We start from the raw sequence: 19,977 nt of genomic DNA, 5'->3' as shown, positions 1-19,977 counted from the left end.
GATCACCGTGCAAAGAAGGGAGTTTAAGCCGTGCTGCTGAACATCAAACGAACGACAGGGGAAAAGCTGGCGGATATCATCATTCTTATTATGTCGATTATGGTGACCATCGTTATTCTATACCCGCTTATTTTCGTCCTGTTGGCTTCATTCTCCGATCCACGCCAGATTTGGGACAAGCCGCTGCTACTATATCCGGCAGGTTTCAACCTGGACAGTTATGCCAAAGTGTTCGAGAACAGTGAAATATGGAGGGGATACGCCAATACCATCCTGTACGCATTCGCAGGTACAGCCATCAATATTATGATGACGGTGCTGGGTGCCTATCCTCTGTCGAGAAAGCGTTTTTACGGTAAGGGATTGTTCACGCTGTTATTCGCTTTTACGATGTTTTTCGGTGGCGGCCTGATTCCTCTGTACCTGGTGAACAAGGAGCTGGGCCTGCTGAATACGATGTGGGCGCTGGTGCTGCCTGGAGCGATTAGTGCTTACAACATGATTATCATGAGGACCTACTTTCAGACCCGTATTCCGGTCGAGCTGGAGGAGAGCGCTTATGTGGACGGATGTAATGACTTTCATATGCTGTATAAAATTGTGCTCCCTTTATCCATGCCGATCATCGCCGTCATGATCCTGTTCTACGGCGTTGGCCATTGGAATTCCTATTTTGACGCCATGATTTATTTGACGGATCGGGACAAATTTCCGCTTCAGCTCATTTTAAGAGAAATTTTAGTTCAGAACGATTTCAAGGAAATGGCCGGAATATCGGTTGGTGCTGAGTACGCAGATCAGATGATGGTGAAGGAAGGTTTGAAATACGCCATCGTGGTTTTGTCCGCCCTGCCGCTGCTTCTGCTGTATCCATTGCTGTCCCGTTTTTTTGAGAAAGGCATCATGGTGGGAGCTATCAAAGGGTAAGGCCGGTACTGAAGCGGGAAAAGCAGTTGGTTTTCCGTCAGGACCTCATAATCGTGGAAAGAGGGTTTGTGGATATGAGAAAAGGGCTGTATCTTCTGCTTGCCATAACAATGATGTTCTCTCTGGTGCTTTCCGCCTGCGGCGGCGGTTCAGGAGGAGAGGCAACACCGGAGCCTGCCGGAACGGACGGCGATCCGGGAAGCATTACGTTAAAGATTGTGAAACGCGGATATACCGATGTACATCCTCCAGCCGATCAATTGTGGATGTGGCAAAAATATGAGGAGATTTCCGGAATTCACGTTGAGTTTGAGGAGCTGGCCGGGTCTGCCGTGACGGAAAGGAAAAATGTGATGCTCGGGTCCAATGACCTGCCAGATGCGTTTTATCGCATTGCATTCGGCACGGACGAGCTGATGAAATACGGCAAGCAGGGTTTGTTTATCCCTCTGGAGGAACTGATTGAAGAGCACGCGCCCAATTTGAACAAGCTGCTCAAGGACAATCCGGACATCAAGGGAGCCATCACCATGTCGGACGGACATATCTATGCGCTGCCTTACGTCGATTTCTCCAAAGCGTTCAATTCCGTTCGCCTGTACATTAACAAAAGCTGGCTCGATGAAGCAGGGCTGGAAGTTCCGGAGACAACCGCTGAGTTCCGCGAGGCATTGATGAAGATTCGGGAGAAGGACAGCTCACGTCTGGGCTGGGTGCTCGAATCCCAATACTGGACGTTCTTGGAGAGCTTTTTGGCAGGCAGCTTCGGCATGGGAGAAGGCGGAGCCAAAGCGTTCGGCCAATACCTCTACAAGGACGCGGACGGCGCGGTTAAAACAACTTTCAATGATCCGAAGTACAGGGAGCTTTTGCGTTATATGAATGATCTGTATAAGGACGGCTCGCTTGCTCAGCAAAATTTCACGACCGGTTATGATTATGCCAAGTGGTCAACAGACGGCTCTAACAACTTGATTGGCTCCTTCGTGTGGGAAGGGCCGGGTTACATCGGTAAGGATACAGCAGAAAACTATGTGGGAATCCATGCGCTGGAAGGTCCGAACGGTGATAAGCTGGCAGGCGTGCTCGGCCCTCCGGCCAAGGGTATCTTCGGTTTTGTAATCACGAACAAAAACAAGTATCCCGTTGAAACAATCAAATGGATTGATTATTTCTATGGAGAGGAGGGCATCAATTTTGGCACATTTGGCCTGGAAGGCGAAACCTACGACCTGGTTGATGGCAAACCGAAATACAAGGATGAGATCTTGAACTACAAGGGCGGCGTCCAGCTAGGTGCTTTCCAATATGTTGACAATGTATATGGAGCCTATTATCCATATGTTGAGCCGGACGATAGCTTGCGAATGGCAGCGAGGGGAACGACGGTTGCGGATGAGATCAAGGCGGATCCGGCAGAGCTGGATGTTTTGGCGCCCAAAGAGCTGTGGCCGGATTTTGTACCCACGGATGACGAAGCGAATCAAACAAGCGCGATCCTGACCGACATTAATAAATATATTGAGGAAATGCGGGTAAAGTTTGTCACGGGCAAAGCCAGTCTGGATACCGATTGGGATCATTACGTGAAGACGCTCGACAAGATGGGAGCCCAGAGCTATCTGGATATCAAAAAGGCACAGTATGAACGCTACTCAAACGTAAAATAAAATGAGGTAAGCCGCCCATCCGGAAAGGCTGAATTTCCAGGATGTTAAGGGAGTCGCTTGACCGGATTGGGGAAAGTGGGATAGGACTGATCCTAAGGGCGGTTTACATGCTATTGATGCAAACGATATAATTTGAGTGCGACTAGTCCACAACTGGAAAAAAGATAAAGATGGGATGAGAACCAAGTTGAGCAAAGACAATAAACCGCTGTACAGCGTCATTATGGACGAGCTTAAATCGCAAATTTCATCGGGGCGTTACCTTCCGGAAGCCCAGCTTCCGACAGAGGCTGAACTTAGCACCACCTTCGGCGTGAGCCGTATTACAACAAGAAGAGCGCTCGAGGAGCTGGAGCGGGACGGGTTCATCTACCGAATTAAGGGAAGCGGGAGCTTTGTAAAGTCTCGAACCCGGGGCCCTGAGCAGCGTTCCGATGGAACAGAGAAAATGATCTCGCTTATCCTGCCTTCCGAGGACGACCGTGGTACAATGGGTTATATTCGCGGAGCTTCGGACTGGCTAAACGCGAACGGCTATTATTTGAGCATTCACCAAAGCGATTACGACTCCCAGAAAGAACGCGATCTGCTGGAGATGCTGACCCGGAAGGGCATTGCGGCCATCATTCTGTATCCGAGAAACGATCAGACGAACTACGATATTCTGCATCGGCTTTGCCTTGAAGACTATCCGATCATCACCATTGACAAGTATTTCGACAGCCTTCCCTTAGGAGCGGTAGTATCGGACAATTTCAACGGCTCCTACCAAGCCGTATCCAAATTGATTGAGCTTGGACATCGAAAAATCGCCTTTCTGACTGCGGTCAGCATCGAATCCACCTCTTCCGTGCGCGACCGATATTTCGGATACTGCCAAGCGCTTAAAGACCATGGAATTCCCGTAGACAGCAGATACATCAAGCTGAATATGAAGGGATACCGGGAAAAGATTGGCGTCGAACGATTTTATAATGAGCTGCTGGACTCTTACCGGATGGAAGGAGTGTCTGCGGTTCAGACAGAGAACGATCTGATTGCAGCTAATTTGCTGAATCTTTGCATGGAGAGAGGCATCCGTATTCCGGAGGATATTTCAATTATAGGATTTGATAACAATCCGGTGACGGAGCATGTCATCATTCCGTTGACCACGGTAGAACAGAATTTTTACGAGATTGGTCGTCAAGCGGCTGAAAACGTGGTGAATTGGCTGGAACGAGGGAAGCAGACGCCGAGCAGGATGCTGGTACCGGTCAAGTTAGTGGAGAGAGGAACAACCGCAGTCGCTCCAAAAGGCAACTCGGTTCAGTAGACGGAAGTTTCACAGCTGATTGCTTGGCGGGATGCGGTCCTGTCAGCAGTCAGTTTTTTTATGTGCGTATGATTTAATATCGGATTACGGAAGGATATCGCATATGCGGGGAAAACGTATATGCCAAGCATTCCCTTTTGTACTCAGCGCTGCCTTCCTATTTCTTGCTGTTCTCGGTGTGGAACGAACATAACGTATGCCTCTCATGGGATGAGACAGAGGATTGGGCGGATCGTTTGGGGCTTGCAGCGGTTCCCGTTTTATACAAGGGGATATGGAATGAAGATGACTATATCAGGAACGTTTTCAAAGAATGAGGTGTTCATCATGTAATTCCAGCATGCATTACAATATGTCAGACGAATGAGAATACATAGACCTGGAGCTGCCGTGTAAATCGGGGCTTTTTTTGGCTTCATGCTAAAATTTTTCGTGATTTTAAGAATTGGTTTGTAACAAATGATCGCCTCCAATTGTCTTAACTATAAAATTGAAGAGGTGATGAAGGTGGATCGATGGGATAAAACCTTTGATGTTGTCATTATAGGCGGTGGGCTGGCAGGTCTAACTGCCTCTATTTATTTAGCGCGGTCAGGTCTCTCCGTTCTTCTGGCCGAGAAATCGAATCGGCTTGGGGGACGCGCGATGACGGTGAAGAAGAAAGGGGCGGCCTTGAATCTTGGCGTGCATGCTTTTTACCAGGATGGGGAAGGGGAGGCGGTGTTGAATGAGTTAGGGGTGAAGCTGATTGGAGCCAACCCTCCTCCGCGCGTTGCGGGCATCTGGAATCGTAAAGTGTATGACATTCCTACGGGCCCCGTAAAGCTGCTTACCTCACGTTTACTCTCGTTATCCGGCAAGGCCGAGCTCGTTCGGTTCATGATAAAGCTTGGGAGAATCAAAACGGGGCAGTTGGAACGTCTGACGTTAAGAGAGTGGGCGGAGCGGGAAATTAACGACCCGATGATCCGGCACATCGTCTACTCGATCTGCCGATCCAATTCCTTCGTGCCCGATCCCAGCCTTCATGGGGCAAGAGAGGCTGTACGTCAACTGCAGCGTACGTTTGCGGGTAAAGCGTTTTATCTCGATGGGGGATGGGTATCGCTCATCAACGAACTGGAAGCGCAGGCTTCGCGAGCAGGCGTTGTCATGGCAACCGGACTGGGTGTTGCTGAGGTTGTTCAACACGAGTCGGCGTGGATCGTTCATTTTTCAGACAACCGAACGACTACTGTTCCAAACGTGATGATGACAGGAAGTCCTGAACAAGCATGCAAGCTGGTAAGGGGCGCGGAGAAGACGAGTCTGCTCCGTTGGAAGAACGAGACTCGGCCCATGGCAGCTGCCTGCCTGGATTTAGTGCTTCGCCGGCTTCCGAATCCAAAAAACCGATCTTACATTGCCGGTTTCTGGCTGGATGCGCCAATTTTTTATAACAGTCCTTCATCTGTAGCCAGATTGAATGATGATGGAAGCTTTATCATTCATCTCGTTAAGCAGCTTGGTGAACACGCTGGGAATCCGCAGGATAATGAGCAGCAGCTTGAGGCAGCGATGGATTTAATGCATCCGGGATGGCGAAGCGAGGAGATTGCGCGGCAGTATCTGCCAAGAATTACGGTCGTTCATGATTTTCGTTCCACCGACAAGAGTGATCCCCCTCCGGGTCCGGCAGTACCGGAAGTGGAAGGGTTATATGTGGCAGGAGATTGGGTCAGCCATGGAGAAGTATTGGCGGACGCCGCGTTCGCAAGCGCCAAACGAGCGGCACATGCTATTATTAAACGCAATGATGATGAACGCAGGACTGGGGTGAGCCGCAATAGAAACCGAACATTGGTATAACGAATGGAGGCATCTGCTATTTTCTTTGTCATATCAGATGATGGGCAGTGTTATGGATGCCGAGGACATCGTGCAGGACGTATTTCTTTCGCTTGAAGAAGGGGACGGAACGCAAATCCGTAATGCCAAATCCTATTTGTGCAAAATGACGGTCAATCGATGTCTCAACAAGCTGAAGTCGGCCAGCAGGCAGCGTGAGACGTATGTTGGTCCCTGGCTTCCAGAGCCTTATGCAGCAGTTAGCGATGATCCTATGGACCAGTACATTATTAAGGAGTCACTAACAACCGCCTATTTGCTCCTTCTGCATCAGCTTTCAGATATGGAACGAATCGTATTTCTGCTCCGAGAGGTATTCACCCTGCCGTTTAGTGAGATCGCCACGATTGTTGGCAAGAGCGAAGGAAATTGCAGACAGATTGATTACCGGGCACGCCGAAGTTTGGCGCAGCAACCGGAAACGCGGTCTGAGGTGAGAGCTGTGGGTGTGCGTCATGTCGAGACCTTCATTCAGGCACTTGCAACGGGCAATATGAATCTACTTCTGGATATTCTGAAGGTCGATGCCACTCTATACACCGACGGCGGTGGAAAAGCGCAAGCCGCTCTCCGGCCGATTGTCGGTTCCAAAATCGTCTCTCGCTATTTCGAGGCGATTCGGCCTAAAGTACCGCAGGATTTCGTATGCGAGCTTCGTGAAGTGAACGCTCTTCCGGGTATTGTTATCAAGACGGGTCCCTTTACATTTTCGGTTATTTCGATACAGATTGAGAATGATCTTATCTCCAATGTTTATATTGTCATGAATCCCGAGAAGCTGCTTCATTTTAATCTGTAAGATGCAATCCCCAAAAAACTGGTTGAAGAGGCCCTCAGCGATTTTGCTGCAAGGGTCTCTTATTTCATAATATCTATCTATTAATGGGAGAGGAATGAATATTTAGTAAAAAAATTACAATTCAGTATAACTTTTCTCTGTTTATAAGCGTCTATATTACAAGAAGGTCAGTTGTGTCAGGTTTCAGCGGGAACATCTTAAATGTGAGAATTCCTGTTGTCCTGTTACAATATAAAAATTTTAGCACTCTTTGCTTAAGCTAAGGGTAAGGCGGACAACTCGTGATTACATAATCGGATTAGCTTTACAATTAGCTAGACTGAGAGTCACGGGAGGGGCTGGATTTTAGTTGAAACGAAAGTTGAAGTCAGCATTTGTTGCCACTGTTGTTGCCTGTTCCACGTTATTAATGTCTACACAAGCTTTCGGAGCAGAAGTCATGTTCACGAATTCCACAAGTACCAATAGCTCGTTTGACCGCGGCGGCGCCGCCGACTATGCAGAAACATGGGCAACACAAGCGAATCCTAGTTATGCTAATTATGGGAGTAACAGCGATGGAGGAGATTGCACTAACTTTGTATCCCAAGCATTGTATGAAGGAGGCGGACTGCCATTTAATGGAACCAAAGGACAGAATAGAAATACGGTGGATTGGTACTATTATGGCCCTCATGTTCCGCCGTCTACAAATCCAAGAACTTCTTCTTGGACGGGGGCACATCAATTCAGAGAGCATTTTGCAGTTATAAACGACCAAGGTGGAAAGAAGGCCTACAGGGCAACCAAATACACGTCGCAGGAATTAAGCAATAACTTCCAACCCATCTACAATGAGTTGTTTCGGGGAGATATTGTCCAACACGTGAATTCAGCCGGACATACGATCCATTCACAAATGGTAAACGGTTATGGACCTGGAAACGATCTCAAGGTTGCACAACATTCTGTTAGCAATGGAACATGGAACAAGGATATCTCGTTAAAATCTTATGTCGCTTACGGTTCGTGGATCGTATCCATCAAAATCAAAAGCTAAAGGAGCTGAGAAAAGTTGAAGAAAAACACGTGGATCATTCTGTCTGTCTGCAGCGTTTTGGCCATTGGAGGTTTTACATGGGCTAACATGAACGCGAATAAGGTTGATGCAAACAGTCCGAACCTGCAAGAGAAGGTTTCCTATGCACACGAAAGCTATGAAGCACAGAAAAAAATTGCGGATGCACCTGGAGCCACAACAGAGGATGAACAGAAGCTTAAGGAGCTGGAGAGCAGGGCTGGTGAATTAGACAATGAACTCCATCCACAAAGCGCCCTTGATGAATTTAACGAAGTTTTTGCAGGTTATAAAGACCTGTACGCAATTGAAAGTGCTTATTATGCGGACCAGCAGAATTCTGAAGACCCGCTCGTGCAGCGAGTTTTGAAAGAGCTGGAGAAAAAAGGAGAACTGATAACTCAATTTGAAAACCTGGCCACAAACCAGGCATTGAACAAATCTGATGCTGGCGAATCCCTATTGAATCAGTTCATGGCAGCAACAAGTGAACTGAATCAAGAGTTGTACCCGGAACAATAACTTGCCTGCAGATTTACAGGCCTTTCTGCGCGATTCGCAGTAGATGCAATATCTAGTGGTTCTGGTTCCATTATGCTAAGATGAGAGTTGCTCATGTTGGGTTCTGCTGTACAATGGGTGTGTGATAACTCCCATTGTACACCAATCCAGCATGGGCCTTTTGTTTTCTTACGTGTCGCAGCGTTTTTTTGAAATTGAAAAGAGGGATGGCGTTAATGGAAGGTTTGTATTCATTCTTGCTTCTTACGATTATGGTGGTTCAATGGATCCTGTATAAGGTCACGGATGTTGGGGAAGAAGAAATGCGTGATACACCTGGTATAAACGGTATCTTATTGGTTCTTGGATTTTAATGATTGTAATCATAGCATTAATATGGATGATCGATCGAAGCGAACCTTATCCGTTATGGCTGTTCTTAGTGACCTTGGCCTTCTGCTTTCGTGGTTACATGGAATGGAAGCATATTCCGGAAGCGAGGCGCCACCGGGTTTCCATGATATTGGCAACAACCTCATTTTCGTTCACAGGGTTGATGATATTAATCCTTTTGTTAAAATATTAATTCTGGATTATAGGGGCAGGGAACCATGAAAAATATATTCAATCCTACGGATATGACCGAAATACTGAACCGAATAGATCGTTTAAGCCCGCTGTCACAGCCGCTATGGGGAAAAATGAATGTAACGCAAATGCTGGCTCACAACTCCGCGTTCCAAGACATAGCCAGCGGCATCACGAACCTGCCAAGAGGCTGGTTGGGTATGGTCGTTGGAAGGTTTGCGAGGCCTGTTTTATATAATGAGAAGCCAGTACCCCGTAATATGTCCAGCATTCCGGAAATATTGATTGCAGATCCAAGAGATTTTGAAACGGAAAGAGAACAATTGAAGGAGAAAATTATATTATTCCAACAAAATGGAACTGAGAAATGCACATCGCATCCCCATCCGTTTTTCGGTAAACTGACCCCGGAGCAGTGGGGAAAAGGAATATACAAGCACCTGGATCATCATCTGAAACAATTTGGTGTGTAATACATAAAAAAACGCTTACTCGCGAGGTGATTTGGAGTGCTGGTCTGGATCATTCTTCGCCAGCTTCTCCACTTGATCGAGCACGAATATCGCATCCCCCACCCAGACCTTATTCAATTGATCCAAATACTCGTAGCCGCTATCAATAAGCGGAGAGAAATAAACCACGCGTCCATCAGGGATCAATACCGATAACAATATACCCGTGACTTGCAAGCTGCTCGATTTGGAAGGTGTTCTGGTTCTTGACGCCGTTAAAGCCATGCGAGAACAGAAGCACAGGATAGGCAGGCGCCGTATCCGAGAGTTCAGCTCTTTCTACGGCACGCGTTTTGATCAAGCCAAGGTTTTTGAATAACATTTTAGGCATATGAAGCGCTTGGCTGTATCCATCTTCAAAAATATCGGGGTAAGCGTCGTAAGGTGCCTTGTTGCCTTTGGCCGATGGGCTGGCCGGATACCAGATCTGTACCATTAACTCACGCTTATCGTCAGGTTCCGCGGTGTTCAATTCCTCTCGCATCTCATCCTTCCAGTCATAGGTTACCGTCCCTATGTTGTATGGCCCTGTCGGCTGCTCAAATGTAAATACCGGAAGCAGGAGAGGCAGGGCCACCGCTATAGCAGAATACAGTACAGCCAGTGTGGCAGCCAACGCGGTTTTAAATGATGTTCGTGTTAGAGAAGCTTGGAGGAAGCAGGAGTTGGGGCGCTAGTTATCCTTGAGAGGTTATAGCGCATGGTTTGAATTGGATATAATTCGCCAAGTTCGGGTTATCCTAACCTCAATGAGTCTTGAACGCGTTCAAAATGCCCGGGGAAGGGTAATCATGAATAATTCCAAGACAATGCAGGAGGTTTGAGCATGAAACAAACAAACGGTATGTCCGATGCTGCGATTCTCGGGATGGGTACGGCATTGCCGAAACATTCCGTAGCACAGTCGGATATTGCAGAATTAATTGCATCTACGCTGCAGAACAGATCCGATCTGGCGCGCTTCGCCCGAAGAGTATTCAGATCCTGCGGTGTCGAGACACGCTATACTTGCGAATCGAACTATCTGGATCCATTGGAAGCATGCCGTTATCTGCCTTCCCATGACGAGTCAGCCGTTCCGACGACAGAGGAAAGAATGGATAAGTACAAGAGAGAGGCACTCCCGCTTGGCTTAACAGCAGCCGAGAAGGCTCTGAAAGATGCCGACATGGCACCGGATCGGATTACACATCTCATTACAGTCAGCTGCACGGGTCAATATCAGCCGGGCTTGGATGTTATGCTGATTCGGCATTTGGGACTGTCTCCGCGCGTCAATCGTCTGCCGCTGATATTTCAAGGATGCGCCGCTGGACTCAAAGCGATCCAAATGGCACGAGATGTCGTTCAAGGAGCTCCAGGGTCGCAAGTACTGGTCGTATGCGTGGAGCTTTGTACTCTTCATTTTCAGCCGGTGAAGGAGAGAGAAGCGTTATTTGCAGCCTCTTTTTTCGGAGACGGCGCCTCCTCCTGTGTCATCGGCCCTCCTGAATCTCATCACCAGCATTATCTGAAGCTGGGTTCAGGTTATTCTGTTCTGCTGCCGGATTCAACGGAGGATATGACATGGGAGGTGGGCAATACCGGTTTTGATCTCTTTTTATCTCCCCGTATTCCGAAGCTGCTCGGTGCTCACCTGGAAGAAGAGCTGCGTGTATTGCTGGAGGGGGACAAGCTCCCTGAACTCTGGGCCATCCATCCCGGCGGACGGGGCATTGTGGATTCCGTGCAGGAAGTTATGCACTTAAGCGATGAGCAGACCCAATACAGCAGAGAGATTTTAAGAACCGCGGGCAACTTGTCATCGGTCACCATTATGTTTGTATTGAATGCCATGCGCCAGGACATGAAGGCGCAGGATCAGACGTTCACGGAAGGTGTAGCCATGGCCTTCGGACCCGGCCTGACAGCAGAGCTCATGCGTTTTAACTATGTAAAGGCTTACTCGTCATCGGTTAAGGAGCAGGACCATGTCCTTCTTTAGAGCTTTGTCCTCGCGGGCACAGGAAGAAGAGCTTATGGATGATTTCTCCATGGGAGGGGAAGAGCTGAGCGAAGCACTTCAGCATTTAAGGCGGCTGAACAAAATATTCGCGGCACCGGGACCCACCCTGGCCGGTGTGGAAAAGTTATGGAAAACGATGGGTAGTCCTGGAACCCTTAGTGTTTTGGATGTGGGTGCGGGATCGGGCGATGTTAATCAGAAGCTGCTGCAATGGTCGGATCAACAGGGCATCGAGCTAAAAATAACGCTTGTCGATATGACAGAGGAGGCATGCGACGAGGCCAAGCAGCTATTCCGGGATGAGCCGAGGGTTGATGTACGGCGTGCTGATGTCAAGGAACTGCCGGCTGCATCGGCAGATATCGTGACCGGTTCCCAGTTCGTCCACCATTTTAATGGGCAGCAGCTGATTGATATCGTGTCGCATATGCTGAGAGCCTCGGTTCATGGAGTCGTTATCAGTGATATCCATCGCCACCTGGTACCCTACACGGCCGTATGGATTACTACGCGGATGATTTCGCGCAATCGTTACATTCGGCACGATGGTCCGCTTTCGGTTGCCAAGGGCTTCAAAGGAAGGGATTGGAGAGAGTTAAAGAAGCAGCTTAACCACGAAACGATGACCTACGAATGGAAGCCTTTGTTCCGTTATTCCGTCGTGATTCCAAAATCATAAAACGAAATTGTCACCTAATGAGTAAAAGGCAACGTGCTAATGAAAGAGTAAAAAGGTGGTGTTCATACATGTCGAAGGAAATGGATGTCATCGTCATCGGAGCAGGAATTGCAGGCAGCAGTTGTGCGCTGCAGCTTGCCAAGCAAGGTCACCGTACTCTGCTGCTGGATCGTCAAGAATTTCCGCGCCATAAGACCTGCGGTGAATTCATGTCACCCGAGACCAGAGAAATGCTTGAATACTTGGGTATCCATCTGCTCGGACATGAGGTTAACCCCGGCACCATGGAGCATGCCAGAATCATCATGCCTCAAGGCGGCGAGATAACAGCTCCATTACCCGGGCAAGCCTATGGTATCAGTCGTTATGTTTTGGATGCTCTATTGCATGAGAAGGCATTGGAAGCGGGTACGCATATTGCCACCAAAACAACCGTAATGAATATTCAGAAGGTGGAGCATCAGATGTATGAAGTAGAAACGAGGCAGGGGAATGAGCGTTTTCGATTTCAGGCCAAAGCTGTAATCGGCGCATATGGTACAAAAAAGCCTCGTGGCGTTACGGCTTCCGATGATAATCGGGATGATACCGTATATGTTGGTGTGAAATCCCACTACAGCGGAATTACGCTGCCTCCTCGGGTCGAACTGTATTTTTGCGAGGGTGGTTATGTCGGGATGTCGCCGATCGAGAATGGAGCGGTCAATGTTGCCGCATTGCTGACACTGGACGCAGTACAAGGGAGCGGGAAATCGGTTCCGGAAATTCTGCACGCTGCTTCCCTGACGAACGGAAGACTAGCCCAGCGAATCGCCGCTGGGACGCCTGTTCCAGGAACCCAGGTATCGATTGCACCGCTCCACTTGTCGGACACGCCAGAGCCATGGTCTGAGTATCCGCATATCGGGGATGCACTGCTTATGCTTCCGCCTCTGTGCGGGGACGGGATGTCCGTTGCACTGCGATCTTCGCTGTTGTGTTCTCACTGGACCGACAAGTACCTCAAGGGAGAACTCAGCTATCTTGATTGGCAGAAGGAGTATACCAAGGAGGCCAATGATACCTTTACGCAGCTGCTTCGAAGGGCGAGAAGAATTCAGAAGCTCGCTTTTGCCAAAACCAATCGGTTCTACCCTGGCATTACACGGATGATTCCTGGACTGGCATCCTATTTAGTGAAAGCAACCAGGTTATCCGAATCAGGCATGAGTACACGGTAAAAGCCGCGTTTTAGCGGCTTTTTTATTTTTTTATTTTCATATGTCGCCGAACTTCAATTTCAACATTCTAGCGAATCATAACTTAGTTTGTTTATTGACAATAATAAGACGTTATAATATTATGTCTATAATTTAAAAGACAAAAGTCTGATTTGTTTATTTAAAATGGAGGTGGAGTGTCGTGCAGGGGGGACATCCTATATCAAACCCGAACGAGCTTATCCGAAGCACACTTGATTTTCAGTTTCAAATATCATGGCAGATGCTCAACATTCATCTCACTGGGCTGCAAGACGAAGAGTTTCACTCGCGACCTGCTATGAAGGGACTTCACGTGTATCACGAATCTGGAGTTTGGCGTACGGATTGGCCGGAAACCGAGGAGTACGAGATTGGCCCGCCAAGTATATCCTGGCTAACTTGGCATATCACATACTGGTGGTCCATGGTTTTGGATCATTCGTTTGGCAGTGGAACCTTGACTCGTGAAGAGGTCCTGTCTATGGGGAACATACAAGAGACCAGGGATAGGATTAACCGGTTAAAGGACGAATGGGAGCGTGAAGTGGCTGGGTTACCGGGGGAAGCGCTGCTTTCCATGGAACGAACACGATGGCCCTTCGAAGATAGGCCATTCCATGAGCTGCTCGCATGGCTCAATATTGAACTTATGAAAAATGCGGCCGAGATCGGTTACTGCCGATTCCTGTATGCTGTTAGCAAAAAATAATACAATTCATGGACCCATTACATCGTATAATGAAAATGAAATCGGTGCGAAAGGAGATGCATCGTGCCAATAAGAATTGATTTTTAGGGAGGTTCTTGAATGCGCATACAATATGATCGGTTTCCGGGCGGCGCAAAAAAAGCATTGACGCTTAGTTTTGATGATGGGCGTGAATATGATCGGAGATTGGTAGAAAAGCTGAATGATTACGGGATACGCGGTACGTTTCATTTAAACAGCGGAACACTCGGGAAGGAGGGGTATATCGATGAAACGGAGGTGGAGTCTCTTTATCGTGGACATGAAGTGGCTGCGCATACGGTGGATCATCCCTTCCTGGACCAGACGCCTTTGGAGCAAGCGATAGAACAGGTTGTGGAGGACCGGAAAAGGCTGGAATCGCTGGTCCATTATCCGGTAAAGGGAATTAGCTATCCGTTTGGCACTTACAACGATCAAGTGGTCGACTTGCTGCGTTCCCTTGGCATCGAATATGCCCGCACAGTAAACAGCCACGGCTTATTCCATAAGCCGGATGAGTGGCTTCGCTGGCATCCGACTTGTCATCATATGGAGATGGTGGATTATGCCGAGAAGTTTGTACATATGGAGCAGAGATTTTCACGGATGGCGATTCTGTACGTTTGGGGTCATAGTTATGAATTCGAGAATGATCGGAATTGGGATCTGGTTGATCGATTCGGAGAGAAGATTGCCGGTCGGGACGATATCTGGTATGCCACGAATGCTGAAATTTTTGCTTATTGCCGCGTACTGGAACAGCTTCGCTTCTCAGCGGATAGCCGGATGATCCATAACCCTTGTGCTCAGACCGTCTGGGTTAGTGTAGAAGGAGAGTCGCTGGAAATAAAAGCGGGTGAGATCACGCGGTTTTAAATGTAGCGAATAAGGGCTGTCATGTTGCTTCGTGCAACTCTGCAGCCCTTTATGTATTCTTCTAATTTTCAATAACGACGCGATTCCGTTTGAGCTTCACCGGTTCGGCAATCGTATCGCCCACAGGGCATTTGCTCTCCAGAACTTCCACAAAGGCCTCGACCTTTTCTGCTGGCGAAGGAGTCTTGATGTAAAAAGTGTATCGAATATCGGAGTATCCGGGGCGTACCTCGGATCGGTTGAAAAATCCGTCAAGATCCAGGTCACCTTCCACATCTACCCTGAAATCCTCCAGAACTACATCGAATTTAGAAGCATAAACCCGGGCGACAATGGATTGGCATGCCCCAAGGGAGGCAAGCAATGCTTCGACAGGATTCATTCCGGTGTCAGTTCCTCCAAGGCTTTTTGGCTCGTCAATAACCAATTCAAATTGTCTTACTTGGGTCACAACTCGAACGCCTTCTTCTAAATGGGCAGTTGCTTTGAATGTTTGAACATTTGGCATGCTTTTACACTCCTCTTTGTGAGAACAGTCTCAGTACGGATAGGCAGGTTCTCCATTATTTTAATATATACTATTTTACTAGGTATAGTGAGGATTATAGGTTTGGAATCATCAACTGTCAACACCAATTATGGGTGAGGGAGAGTGAAGCCATAAAAAAAGAGAGTGCTCTCGTAGTTAACGAAAACACTCTCAGCAGTTGCAGAGCTTAATTACCCGTTTGGTTCTGCTGCTTCAGCAAATCGCGGATCTCGGCCAGCAATAACTCTTCCTTGGATGGAGCTGGAGGCTCTTCGGGCTTTTCCTCTTCTTTCTGTTTAAAACGGTTGAGCATACGAATGAACAAGAAGATCGAGAAGGAGACAATCAGGAAGTCCACAACCGTTTGAAGAAATACGCCATATGTCAGCGTTGCATCTCCGATCGTAGCCTTAAGCGCGGAGAAATCCACTCCGCCAAGCAGCAGCCCGATTACCGGCATAATGATATCACTCACCAACGAGGATACGATTTTGCCGAAGGCAGCACCAATAATAACCCCGATGGCTAAATCAAGCACATTTCCCTTGAGCGCAAAGGTTTTAAATTCTTTTAACAAATTCATTTTATTCACCTGCTTTTTAATCCATAATGTGAGGCATGTACCATTTCGCCACTCGAATTATCCTATCAGCAACTTGCCAATTGCGCAAGATCAAAATGGCAGAAAACTGTAACGTTATCAGGCAAATTCAAAGCCTTTTCTTGAATGATGAACTTAAAAAAGCTGTCCGCTATTCGGGGGTCAGTCCCGTCCCCCACATTCAGCGGCAGCTTTTTATCTTTCCGGTAACCTTCTTATTATAGTTCCGCTGTTACATCCCCCAGCGATTGGTCAAACGGAGGCCATCAAGCGCATAATTCCAAATGGATATATCATTCGGGCGGCTGTCCGGGACTTGCAGCGTGCAAATACCGTTCATTCCCCAATCGATTTCTTGTACATTCTCCAAATCGAGAAGAGTTTGAAGGAAGAGAACATTACATGTGCCGCGAACTAATGAAGATAACACCGCATGCAGCTCGGCTGCTTCGTCGGCGGTCACTTCCCCCCACCTGACAAATAAAACGGATTCGCTATGTTCAAGAATTCTGAAGAATCGATCGATGCGATGATTGAGTCTTCCTCTGTAAACATCGTACGAATGCATCCAATCCTGGTTAGGCAATACGGGGAAATCATGCACGGATATGATGTTATACCGGGTATCCAGAATAAAATGGGCATCTTGATACACCTGATTTCCTTCAGACAAAACAGCGACTCCATCTTCCAACAAAGCCGAAGTACCCTTGGTCTTCTGCAGCTGCTCCAGATCCATAAATCCAACGAAGCGATTGTCCAATAATCGGCTGACATCCGAAATCGAGTTGGATATCATCCAGTCCAGCGGGAAGGCAAACCTTCTCAGTCCACGTTGCCGCAAATAAAGCGAAGGTCCGCACCAACTGCCCAAGCCGATAATTACATCGTAAGCACCTTTGACGTCTTGCAGTTTCAAATTCGTCACCACACTCTCTTGTCCATCTAATCTATCCTATGCGGCTTGCTGTCACTTCGATTAGATGTTCATAGGTAAGAGGGAGCCCATTCTTATAAGGATTTCTGTTATTTTTGGTCAAGTACGGATGCGTGAACTCTAATTTTGTAGAAATTTATAAAAATAAGCAATTCATAAGAAACTATGACGTTGTGTACATGCTATAATATTCAGGTAGTGACACAGGCGAGTTAGAAAGGGTAGACTGCCTGGCGTATGCGGGCTTGGCATTTATGAGGAATGATACTATAGAACCGAACTATCACAACAGGTATCAGAAATCACTACGATGGAGAGAATTAGGAGCATTGGATATTGGATATTCATTTTACATAAGGGAGTGGAAAGATGATGATTAGCCAACTTGGACAAATTATGTTGTATGTGAATAACCAGGATGAGGCAGTGAAGTTCTGGACAGAGAAGGTAGGATTTCATGTCATTTCCGAAGAAAGCAACGATCAGATGAAATGGATTGAAATTGCTCCTGCAAAGGGCTCGGAAACCAGCATCGTGCTGCATGATAAGGAACTTGTCGCTAAATTCTCGCCTGGCGTAAATCTGGGGACGCCTTCTTTAATGTTTTACACGGAAAATTTCGATGGATTAATGAGTGACTTGTCGAATAAGAATGTCAAGGTCGGTGAAATTGTAAATTTGCCTTCCGGCAGAGTCTTCAATTTTGCTGATGAGGAAGATAACTATTTTGCCGTAATGGAAAAGTAATGGGTTGAAAAAATATAACGGGTATCTGTATAAGAGGCTCGTCCGAGTTCAAGAGTATAGAAGTATGATGAAGTCGCCGGGATCGGCGACTTTTTTTGCGTTCAACGATAAGGGTGGTGCGCAGGAGCACACGCTGCCATTATACTTTCAGACTGTATTCGCTATAATGGATACAGTGATTTAGGAAAGGGATGTAATTATGAAGAAAGTCATCATCATCGGATCAGGGATCCTGGGGGCATCAACAGCATATCAGTTAGCGAGAATGGGAGCAGAGGTCCTAATCATAGATCGTCAGGATCAAGGGCAAGCGACGGATGCTGCGGCTGGCATTATCTGTCCCTGGCTATCGCAAAGGCGCAATCAAGCTTGGTACCAGCTGGCTAAGGCCGGTGCGCGTTTCTATCCCGGGTTGATCCATGAGCTGGAAAGCGAAGGAGAGACAGATACCGGCTATGCTCAGGTTGGTGCTCTTAGCATTCATGCGGATTTGGACAAAATCAGAAAGATGGAGGAGCGGGCACATCAACGAAAAGCAGATGCTCCGGAAATCGGTGAAATCACCCGGTTGAATGAAACAGAAACCCATGAGCGGTTTCCCTTGCTGGCAGAAGGTTATCAATCGGTTCATATTAGCGGTGCTGCAAGGATAGACGGTCGTGCGCTGCGTGATGCGTTAATCCGATCCGCGCAGAGAAACGGGGCTGTCCTGATCAGCGGGGATGCCTCGCTGGTGTATCAGGCAAACCGAGTAACGGGAGTAACGGTCGGGACGGATCGTTTCGAGGCTGACCAAGTCATTGTTTGTGCAGGCGCTTGGGCAAACCAACTGCTCCAGCCCCTAGGTATTCATTTTAAGGTGAGTTATCAAAAAGCTCAGATCATGCACGTGAAAATTCAGGGTGAGCAAGAGACAGGCAGCTGGCCTGTAGTCATACCGCCTACAGATCAATATCTGCTCTCTTTTGATAAACAGAAAATCGTGATAGGCGCGACCCATGAAAATGAAATTGAAGGTTATGATACTAGAGTAACGGCAGGCGGTATGCAGGAAATCCTCAATAAAGGGCTTGAATTAGCACCGGGTTTAGCCGACAGCACTTTTCAAGAGGTCAGGGTGGGTTTTCGTCCGTTTACGCCCGGATTCCTTCCTGTGATAGGCGTTGTTCCGGGTTGGAAAGGGCTTATAACGGCAAACGGACTTGGAGCGTCCGGACTCACCATGGGACCCTTTATAGGAAGCCAACTGGCAAAGTTAGCACTAGGAGACACGCTCGATATTGATCTACATGACTATGATCTGCGCAAAGCGATGGATTGATAGACTAAGGCATCAGACAGCTACTGGCATTGGGCCAGCGCTTCCTTCTCATATCGGCTCTGTAGTGTAGGAAGAGGATTTAGCTCGTGTTTATCGAATGGATAATAGGTAGATGATAACGAACTAAGGAGACTGACGCTATTTTTCTTCTATTAGCTCTCATTGGGGTAATCCAATTTGTGAGCAGTGGTTAGTAGCCGCCCAACTGGGCGGCTTTTTACTATTAAGGAGCGTTAGTGACAGTCAGCCTAGACGGTGGTCAATGATTGCTTCAGCCGACTCGTTTTAATTTTACCGAATAAGAACCGTACGAGCGGTCCCATGATAAGGAGCTGAAGCGGGAAAGCAAAAACAAAATTTTTCAAGAATATGGCGAAATAACTTCCAAGCAAGGGCTCTCCTGCGAGGTGATGGGAAAGGTAAGCTGAAACTAATCCATACATAGACATAAAGAAAACCATCCCCGTCACCATACAGAATGACATTGCCAATATCGTAATCATTTTACCGGACTTATGGCGCGTTATCGAAAACACGATTCTCTGTGCTGTTGGACCGACTATAAACAGTTCCAGTAAGAAGGCAATGATAAAGCCCAGTACGAATTGACTGATTATGGCGATGAATGAAACTTCACCAATTAATCCGTTCGTGATTACATTGTAGGAGGTCATCATGATGACCATCCCGATGCACATCATCAACCCAAAATAAAAATGCTCTTTCTTTGTTACTGGCAATTTCATCATCCTCTCTCATTTACCTTTGTAATTATAGAGATGAGGGAAAGTCTCTCGTAAGTGACAGATTTGTGAACGTTTTCTGTAGCCGGATACCAGGTGCGCACTATGAGGGCGATCATCAAGGTGTCTTTTTTTGTGTTTTCCTATAGAACAGCGGATGAATTAATGGGCATTGAATAGTCCTAAAGTTTCAATAATGGAGCATATTCTGGTTGAAAAGTAATATAAAGAGGAGCAGAAGCCCTCATTGGAATTATGGACCTGCGGCTGATGTGCGGGACAATCATATCGTGATAGGGTAAGAGGCAGGAT

General features: G+C 47.4%; 21 protein-coding genes and 1 pseudogene. 17 read left to right on the top strand and 5 right to left on the bottom strand.

The window, feature by feature from the left end; all coding sequences use genetic code 11:
* Positions 1 to 30 precede the first annotated feature (30 nt).
* The 10 genes and pseudogenes from B9D94_RS15475 (at position 31) to B9D94_RS15430 (ending at position 9,217) form a co-directional block, all read left to right on the top strand.
* Positions 31 to 927: a carbohydrate ABC transporter permease gene (locus B9D94_RS15475; protein ID WP_036642640.1), complete on the top strand. Its 897-nt coding sequence runs from the start codon at positions 31 to 33 to the stop codon at positions 925 to 927.
* Between the two features lie 74 nt (positions 928 to 1,001).
* Complete coding sequence (locus tag B9D94_RS15470; RefSeq protein WP_148247425.1) at positions 1,002 to 2,597, top strand: ABC transporter substrate-binding protein; 1,596 nt, start codon at positions 1,002 to 1,004, stop codon at positions 2,595 to 2,597.
* Positions 2,598 to 2,784: 187 nt separating this feature from the next.
* Positions 2,785 to 3,912 carry a GntR family transcriptional regulator gene (locus tag B9D94_RS15465; protein ID WP_006210076.1) on the top strand — a complete coding sequence of 376 codons (1,128 nt, stop codon included), beginning with the start codon at positions 2,785 to 2,787 and terminating at the stop codon, positions 3,910 to 3,912.
* 89 nt (positions 3,913 to 4,001) lie between these two features.
* Positions 4,002 to 4,199, top strand: a pseudogene (locus B9D94_RS15460) (RNA ligase family protein); the annotation flags it as partial.
* Between the two features lie 220 nt (positions 4,200 to 4,419).
* Positions 4,420 to 5,760 (top strand): phytoene desaturase family protein, encoded by a 1,341-nt coding sequence (locus tag B9D94_RS15455; protein WP_172963952.1) that lies wholly within the window; start codon positions 4,420 to 4,422, stop codon positions 5,758 to 5,760.
* 37 nt (positions 5,761 to 5,797) lie between these two features.
* Positions 5,798 to 6,598: an RNA polymerase sigma factor SigJ gene (sigJ, locus tag B9D94_RS15450; protein ID WP_253806189.1), complete on the top strand. Its 801-nt coding sequence runs from the start codon at positions 5,798 to 5,800 to the stop codon at positions 6,596 to 6,598.
* 349 nt (positions 6,599 to 6,947) lie between these two features.
* Positions 6,948 to 7,637 (top strand): amidase domain-containing protein, encoded by a 690-nt coding sequence (locus B9D94_RS15445; RefSeq protein ID WP_006210081.1) that lies wholly within the window; start codon positions 6,948 to 6,950, stop codon positions 7,635 to 7,637.
* 15 nt (positions 7,638 to 7,652) lie between these two features.
* The gene (locus B9D94_RS15440) at positions 7,653 to 8,177 is read left to right on the top strand and encodes a hypothetical protein (protein WP_036639511.1); all 525 of its coding nucleotides are present in this window, start codon (positions 7,653 to 7,655) and stop codon (positions 8,175 to 8,177) included.
* 352 nt (positions 8,178 to 8,529) lie between these two features.
* Positions 8,530 to 8,742 carry a DUF4181 domain-containing protein gene (locus tag B9D94_RS31515; protein WP_348537797.1) on the top strand — a complete coding sequence of 71 codons (213 nt, stop codon included), beginning with the start codon at positions 8,530 to 8,532 and terminating at the stop codon, positions 8,740 to 8,742.
* A 25-nt stretch (positions 8,743 to 8,767) separates the two neighbouring features.
* A complete protein-coding gene (locus B9D94_RS15430; RefSeq protein ID WP_006210084.1) occupies positions 8,768 to 9,217 on the top strand; it encodes a DUF1569 domain-containing protein in 450 nt (149 codons plus the stop codon).
* Positions 9,218 to 9,392: 175 nt separating this feature from the next.
* Here B9D94_RS15430 and B9D94_RS15425 read toward each other — a convergent pair whose 3' ends face one another.
* A complete protein-coding gene (locus B9D94_RS15425; protein ID WP_253806166.1) occupies positions 9,393 to 9,872 on the bottom strand; it encodes an alpha/beta hydrolase in 480 nt (159 codons plus the stop codon).
* Positions 9,873 to 10,082: 210 nt separating this feature from the next.
* Between B9D94_RS15425 and B9D94_RS15420 the strand changes: the two genes are divergently transcribed.
* The 5 genes from B9D94_RS15420 (at position 10,083) to B9D94_RS15400 (ending at position 14,787) form a co-directional block, all read left to right on the top strand.
* Positions 10,083 to 11,240 (top strand): type III polyketide synthase, encoded by a 1,158-nt coding sequence (locus B9D94_RS15420; protein WP_076153103.1) that lies wholly within the window; start codon positions 10,083 to 10,085, stop codon positions 11,238 to 11,240.
* Positions 11,227 to 11,940, top strand: coding sequence for a methyltransferase domain-containing protein (locus tag B9D94_RS15415; RefSeq protein ID WP_006210088.1), 714 nt, complete (start codon positions 11,227 to 11,229; stop codon positions 11,938 to 11,940). The genes B9D94_RS15420 and B9D94_RS15415 overlap by 14 nt, the downstream gene beginning before the upstream one ends.
* A gap of 68 nt (positions 11,941 to 12,008) precedes the next feature.
* A complete protein-coding gene (locus B9D94_RS15410) occupies positions 12,009 to 13,160 on the top strand; it encodes an NAD(P)/FAD-dependent oxidoreductase (RefSeq protein ID WP_148247422.1) in 1,152 nt (383 codons plus the stop codon).
* Positions 13,161 to 13,341: 181 nt separating this feature from the next.
* Positions 13,342 to 13,890, top strand: coding sequence for a DinB family protein (locus tag B9D94_RS15405; protein WP_006210090.1), 549 nt, complete (start codon positions 13,342 to 13,344; stop codon positions 13,888 to 13,890).
* A gap of 99 nt (positions 13,891 to 13,989) precedes the next feature.
* Complete coding sequence (locus B9D94_RS15400) at positions 13,990 to 14,787, top strand: polysaccharide deacetylase family protein (protein ID WP_148247421.1); 798 nt, start codon at positions 13,990 to 13,992, stop codon at positions 14,785 to 14,787.
* Between the two features lie 61 nt (positions 14,788 to 14,848).
* On the opposite strand, the gene B9D94_RS15395 is transcribed toward B9D94_RS15400, so the two are convergent.
* The 3 genes from B9D94_RS15395 to B9D94_RS15385 all read right to left on the bottom strand — a co-directional run bounded on the left by B9D94_RS15395 (position 14,849) and on the right by B9D94_RS15385 (position 16,845).
* Entirely contained in the window at positions 14,849 to 15,295 is a 447-nt protein-coding gene (locus B9D94_RS15395; protein ID WP_148247420.1) for an OsmC family protein, read from the bottom strand.
* Positions 15,296 to 15,503: 208 nt separating this feature from the next.
* Positions 15,504 to 15,899 carry a large conductance mechanosensitive channel protein MscL gene (mscL, locus tag B9D94_RS15390; RefSeq protein WP_148247419.1) on the bottom strand — a complete coding sequence of 132 codons (396 nt, stop codon included), beginning with the start codon at positions 15,897 to 15,899 and terminating at the stop codon, positions 15,504 to 15,506.
* 250 nt (positions 15,900 to 16,149) lie between these two features.
* Positions 16,150 to 16,845, bottom strand: a complete 696-nt coding sequence (locus B9D94_RS15385) for a DUF1796 family putative cysteine peptidase (protein WP_367613819.1) — start codon at positions 16,843 to 16,845, stop codon at positions 16,150 to 16,152.
* Positions 16,846 to 17,226: 381 nt separating this feature from the next.
* Here B9D94_RS15385 and B9D94_RS15380 point away from each other — a divergent pair, with 381 nt between their 5' ends.
* Complete coding sequence (locus B9D94_RS15380) at positions 17,227 to 17,601, top strand: VOC family protein (RefSeq protein WP_172964053.1); 375 nt, start codon at positions 17,227 to 17,229, stop codon at positions 17,599 to 17,601.
* Positions 17,602 to 17,800: 199 nt separating this feature from the next.
* The gene (locus B9D94_RS15375) at positions 17,801 to 18,922 is read left to right on the top strand and encodes an NAD(P)/FAD-dependent oxidoreductase (protein ID WP_148247417.1); all 1,122 of its coding nucleotides are present in this window, start codon (positions 17,801 to 17,803) and stop codon (positions 18,920 to 18,922) included.
* 248 nt (positions 18,923 to 19,170) lie between these two features.
* Here B9D94_RS15375 and B9D94_RS15370 read toward each other — a convergent pair whose 3' ends face one another.
* Positions 19,171 to 19,662 carry a DUF2798 domain-containing protein gene (locus tag B9D94_RS15370; protein WP_040680659.1) on the bottom strand — a complete coding sequence of 164 codons (492 nt, stop codon included), beginning with the start codon at positions 19,660 to 19,662 and terminating at the stop codon, positions 19,171 to 19,173.
* Between the last annotated feature and the right edge of the window lie 315 nt (positions 19,663 to 19,977).

Origin of the sequence: Paenibacillus sp. Cedars, from assembly GCF_003184205.1 — a bacterium.
GTDB classification, from domain to species: domain Bacteria; phylum Bacillota; class Bacilli; order Paenibacillales; family Paenibacillaceae; genus Paenibacillus_AQ; species Paenibacillus_AQ glucanolyticus.
The sequence above is the reverse complement of the archived record's forward strand: the minus strand, read 5'-3'. Positions and strand labels throughout refer to the sequence as shown.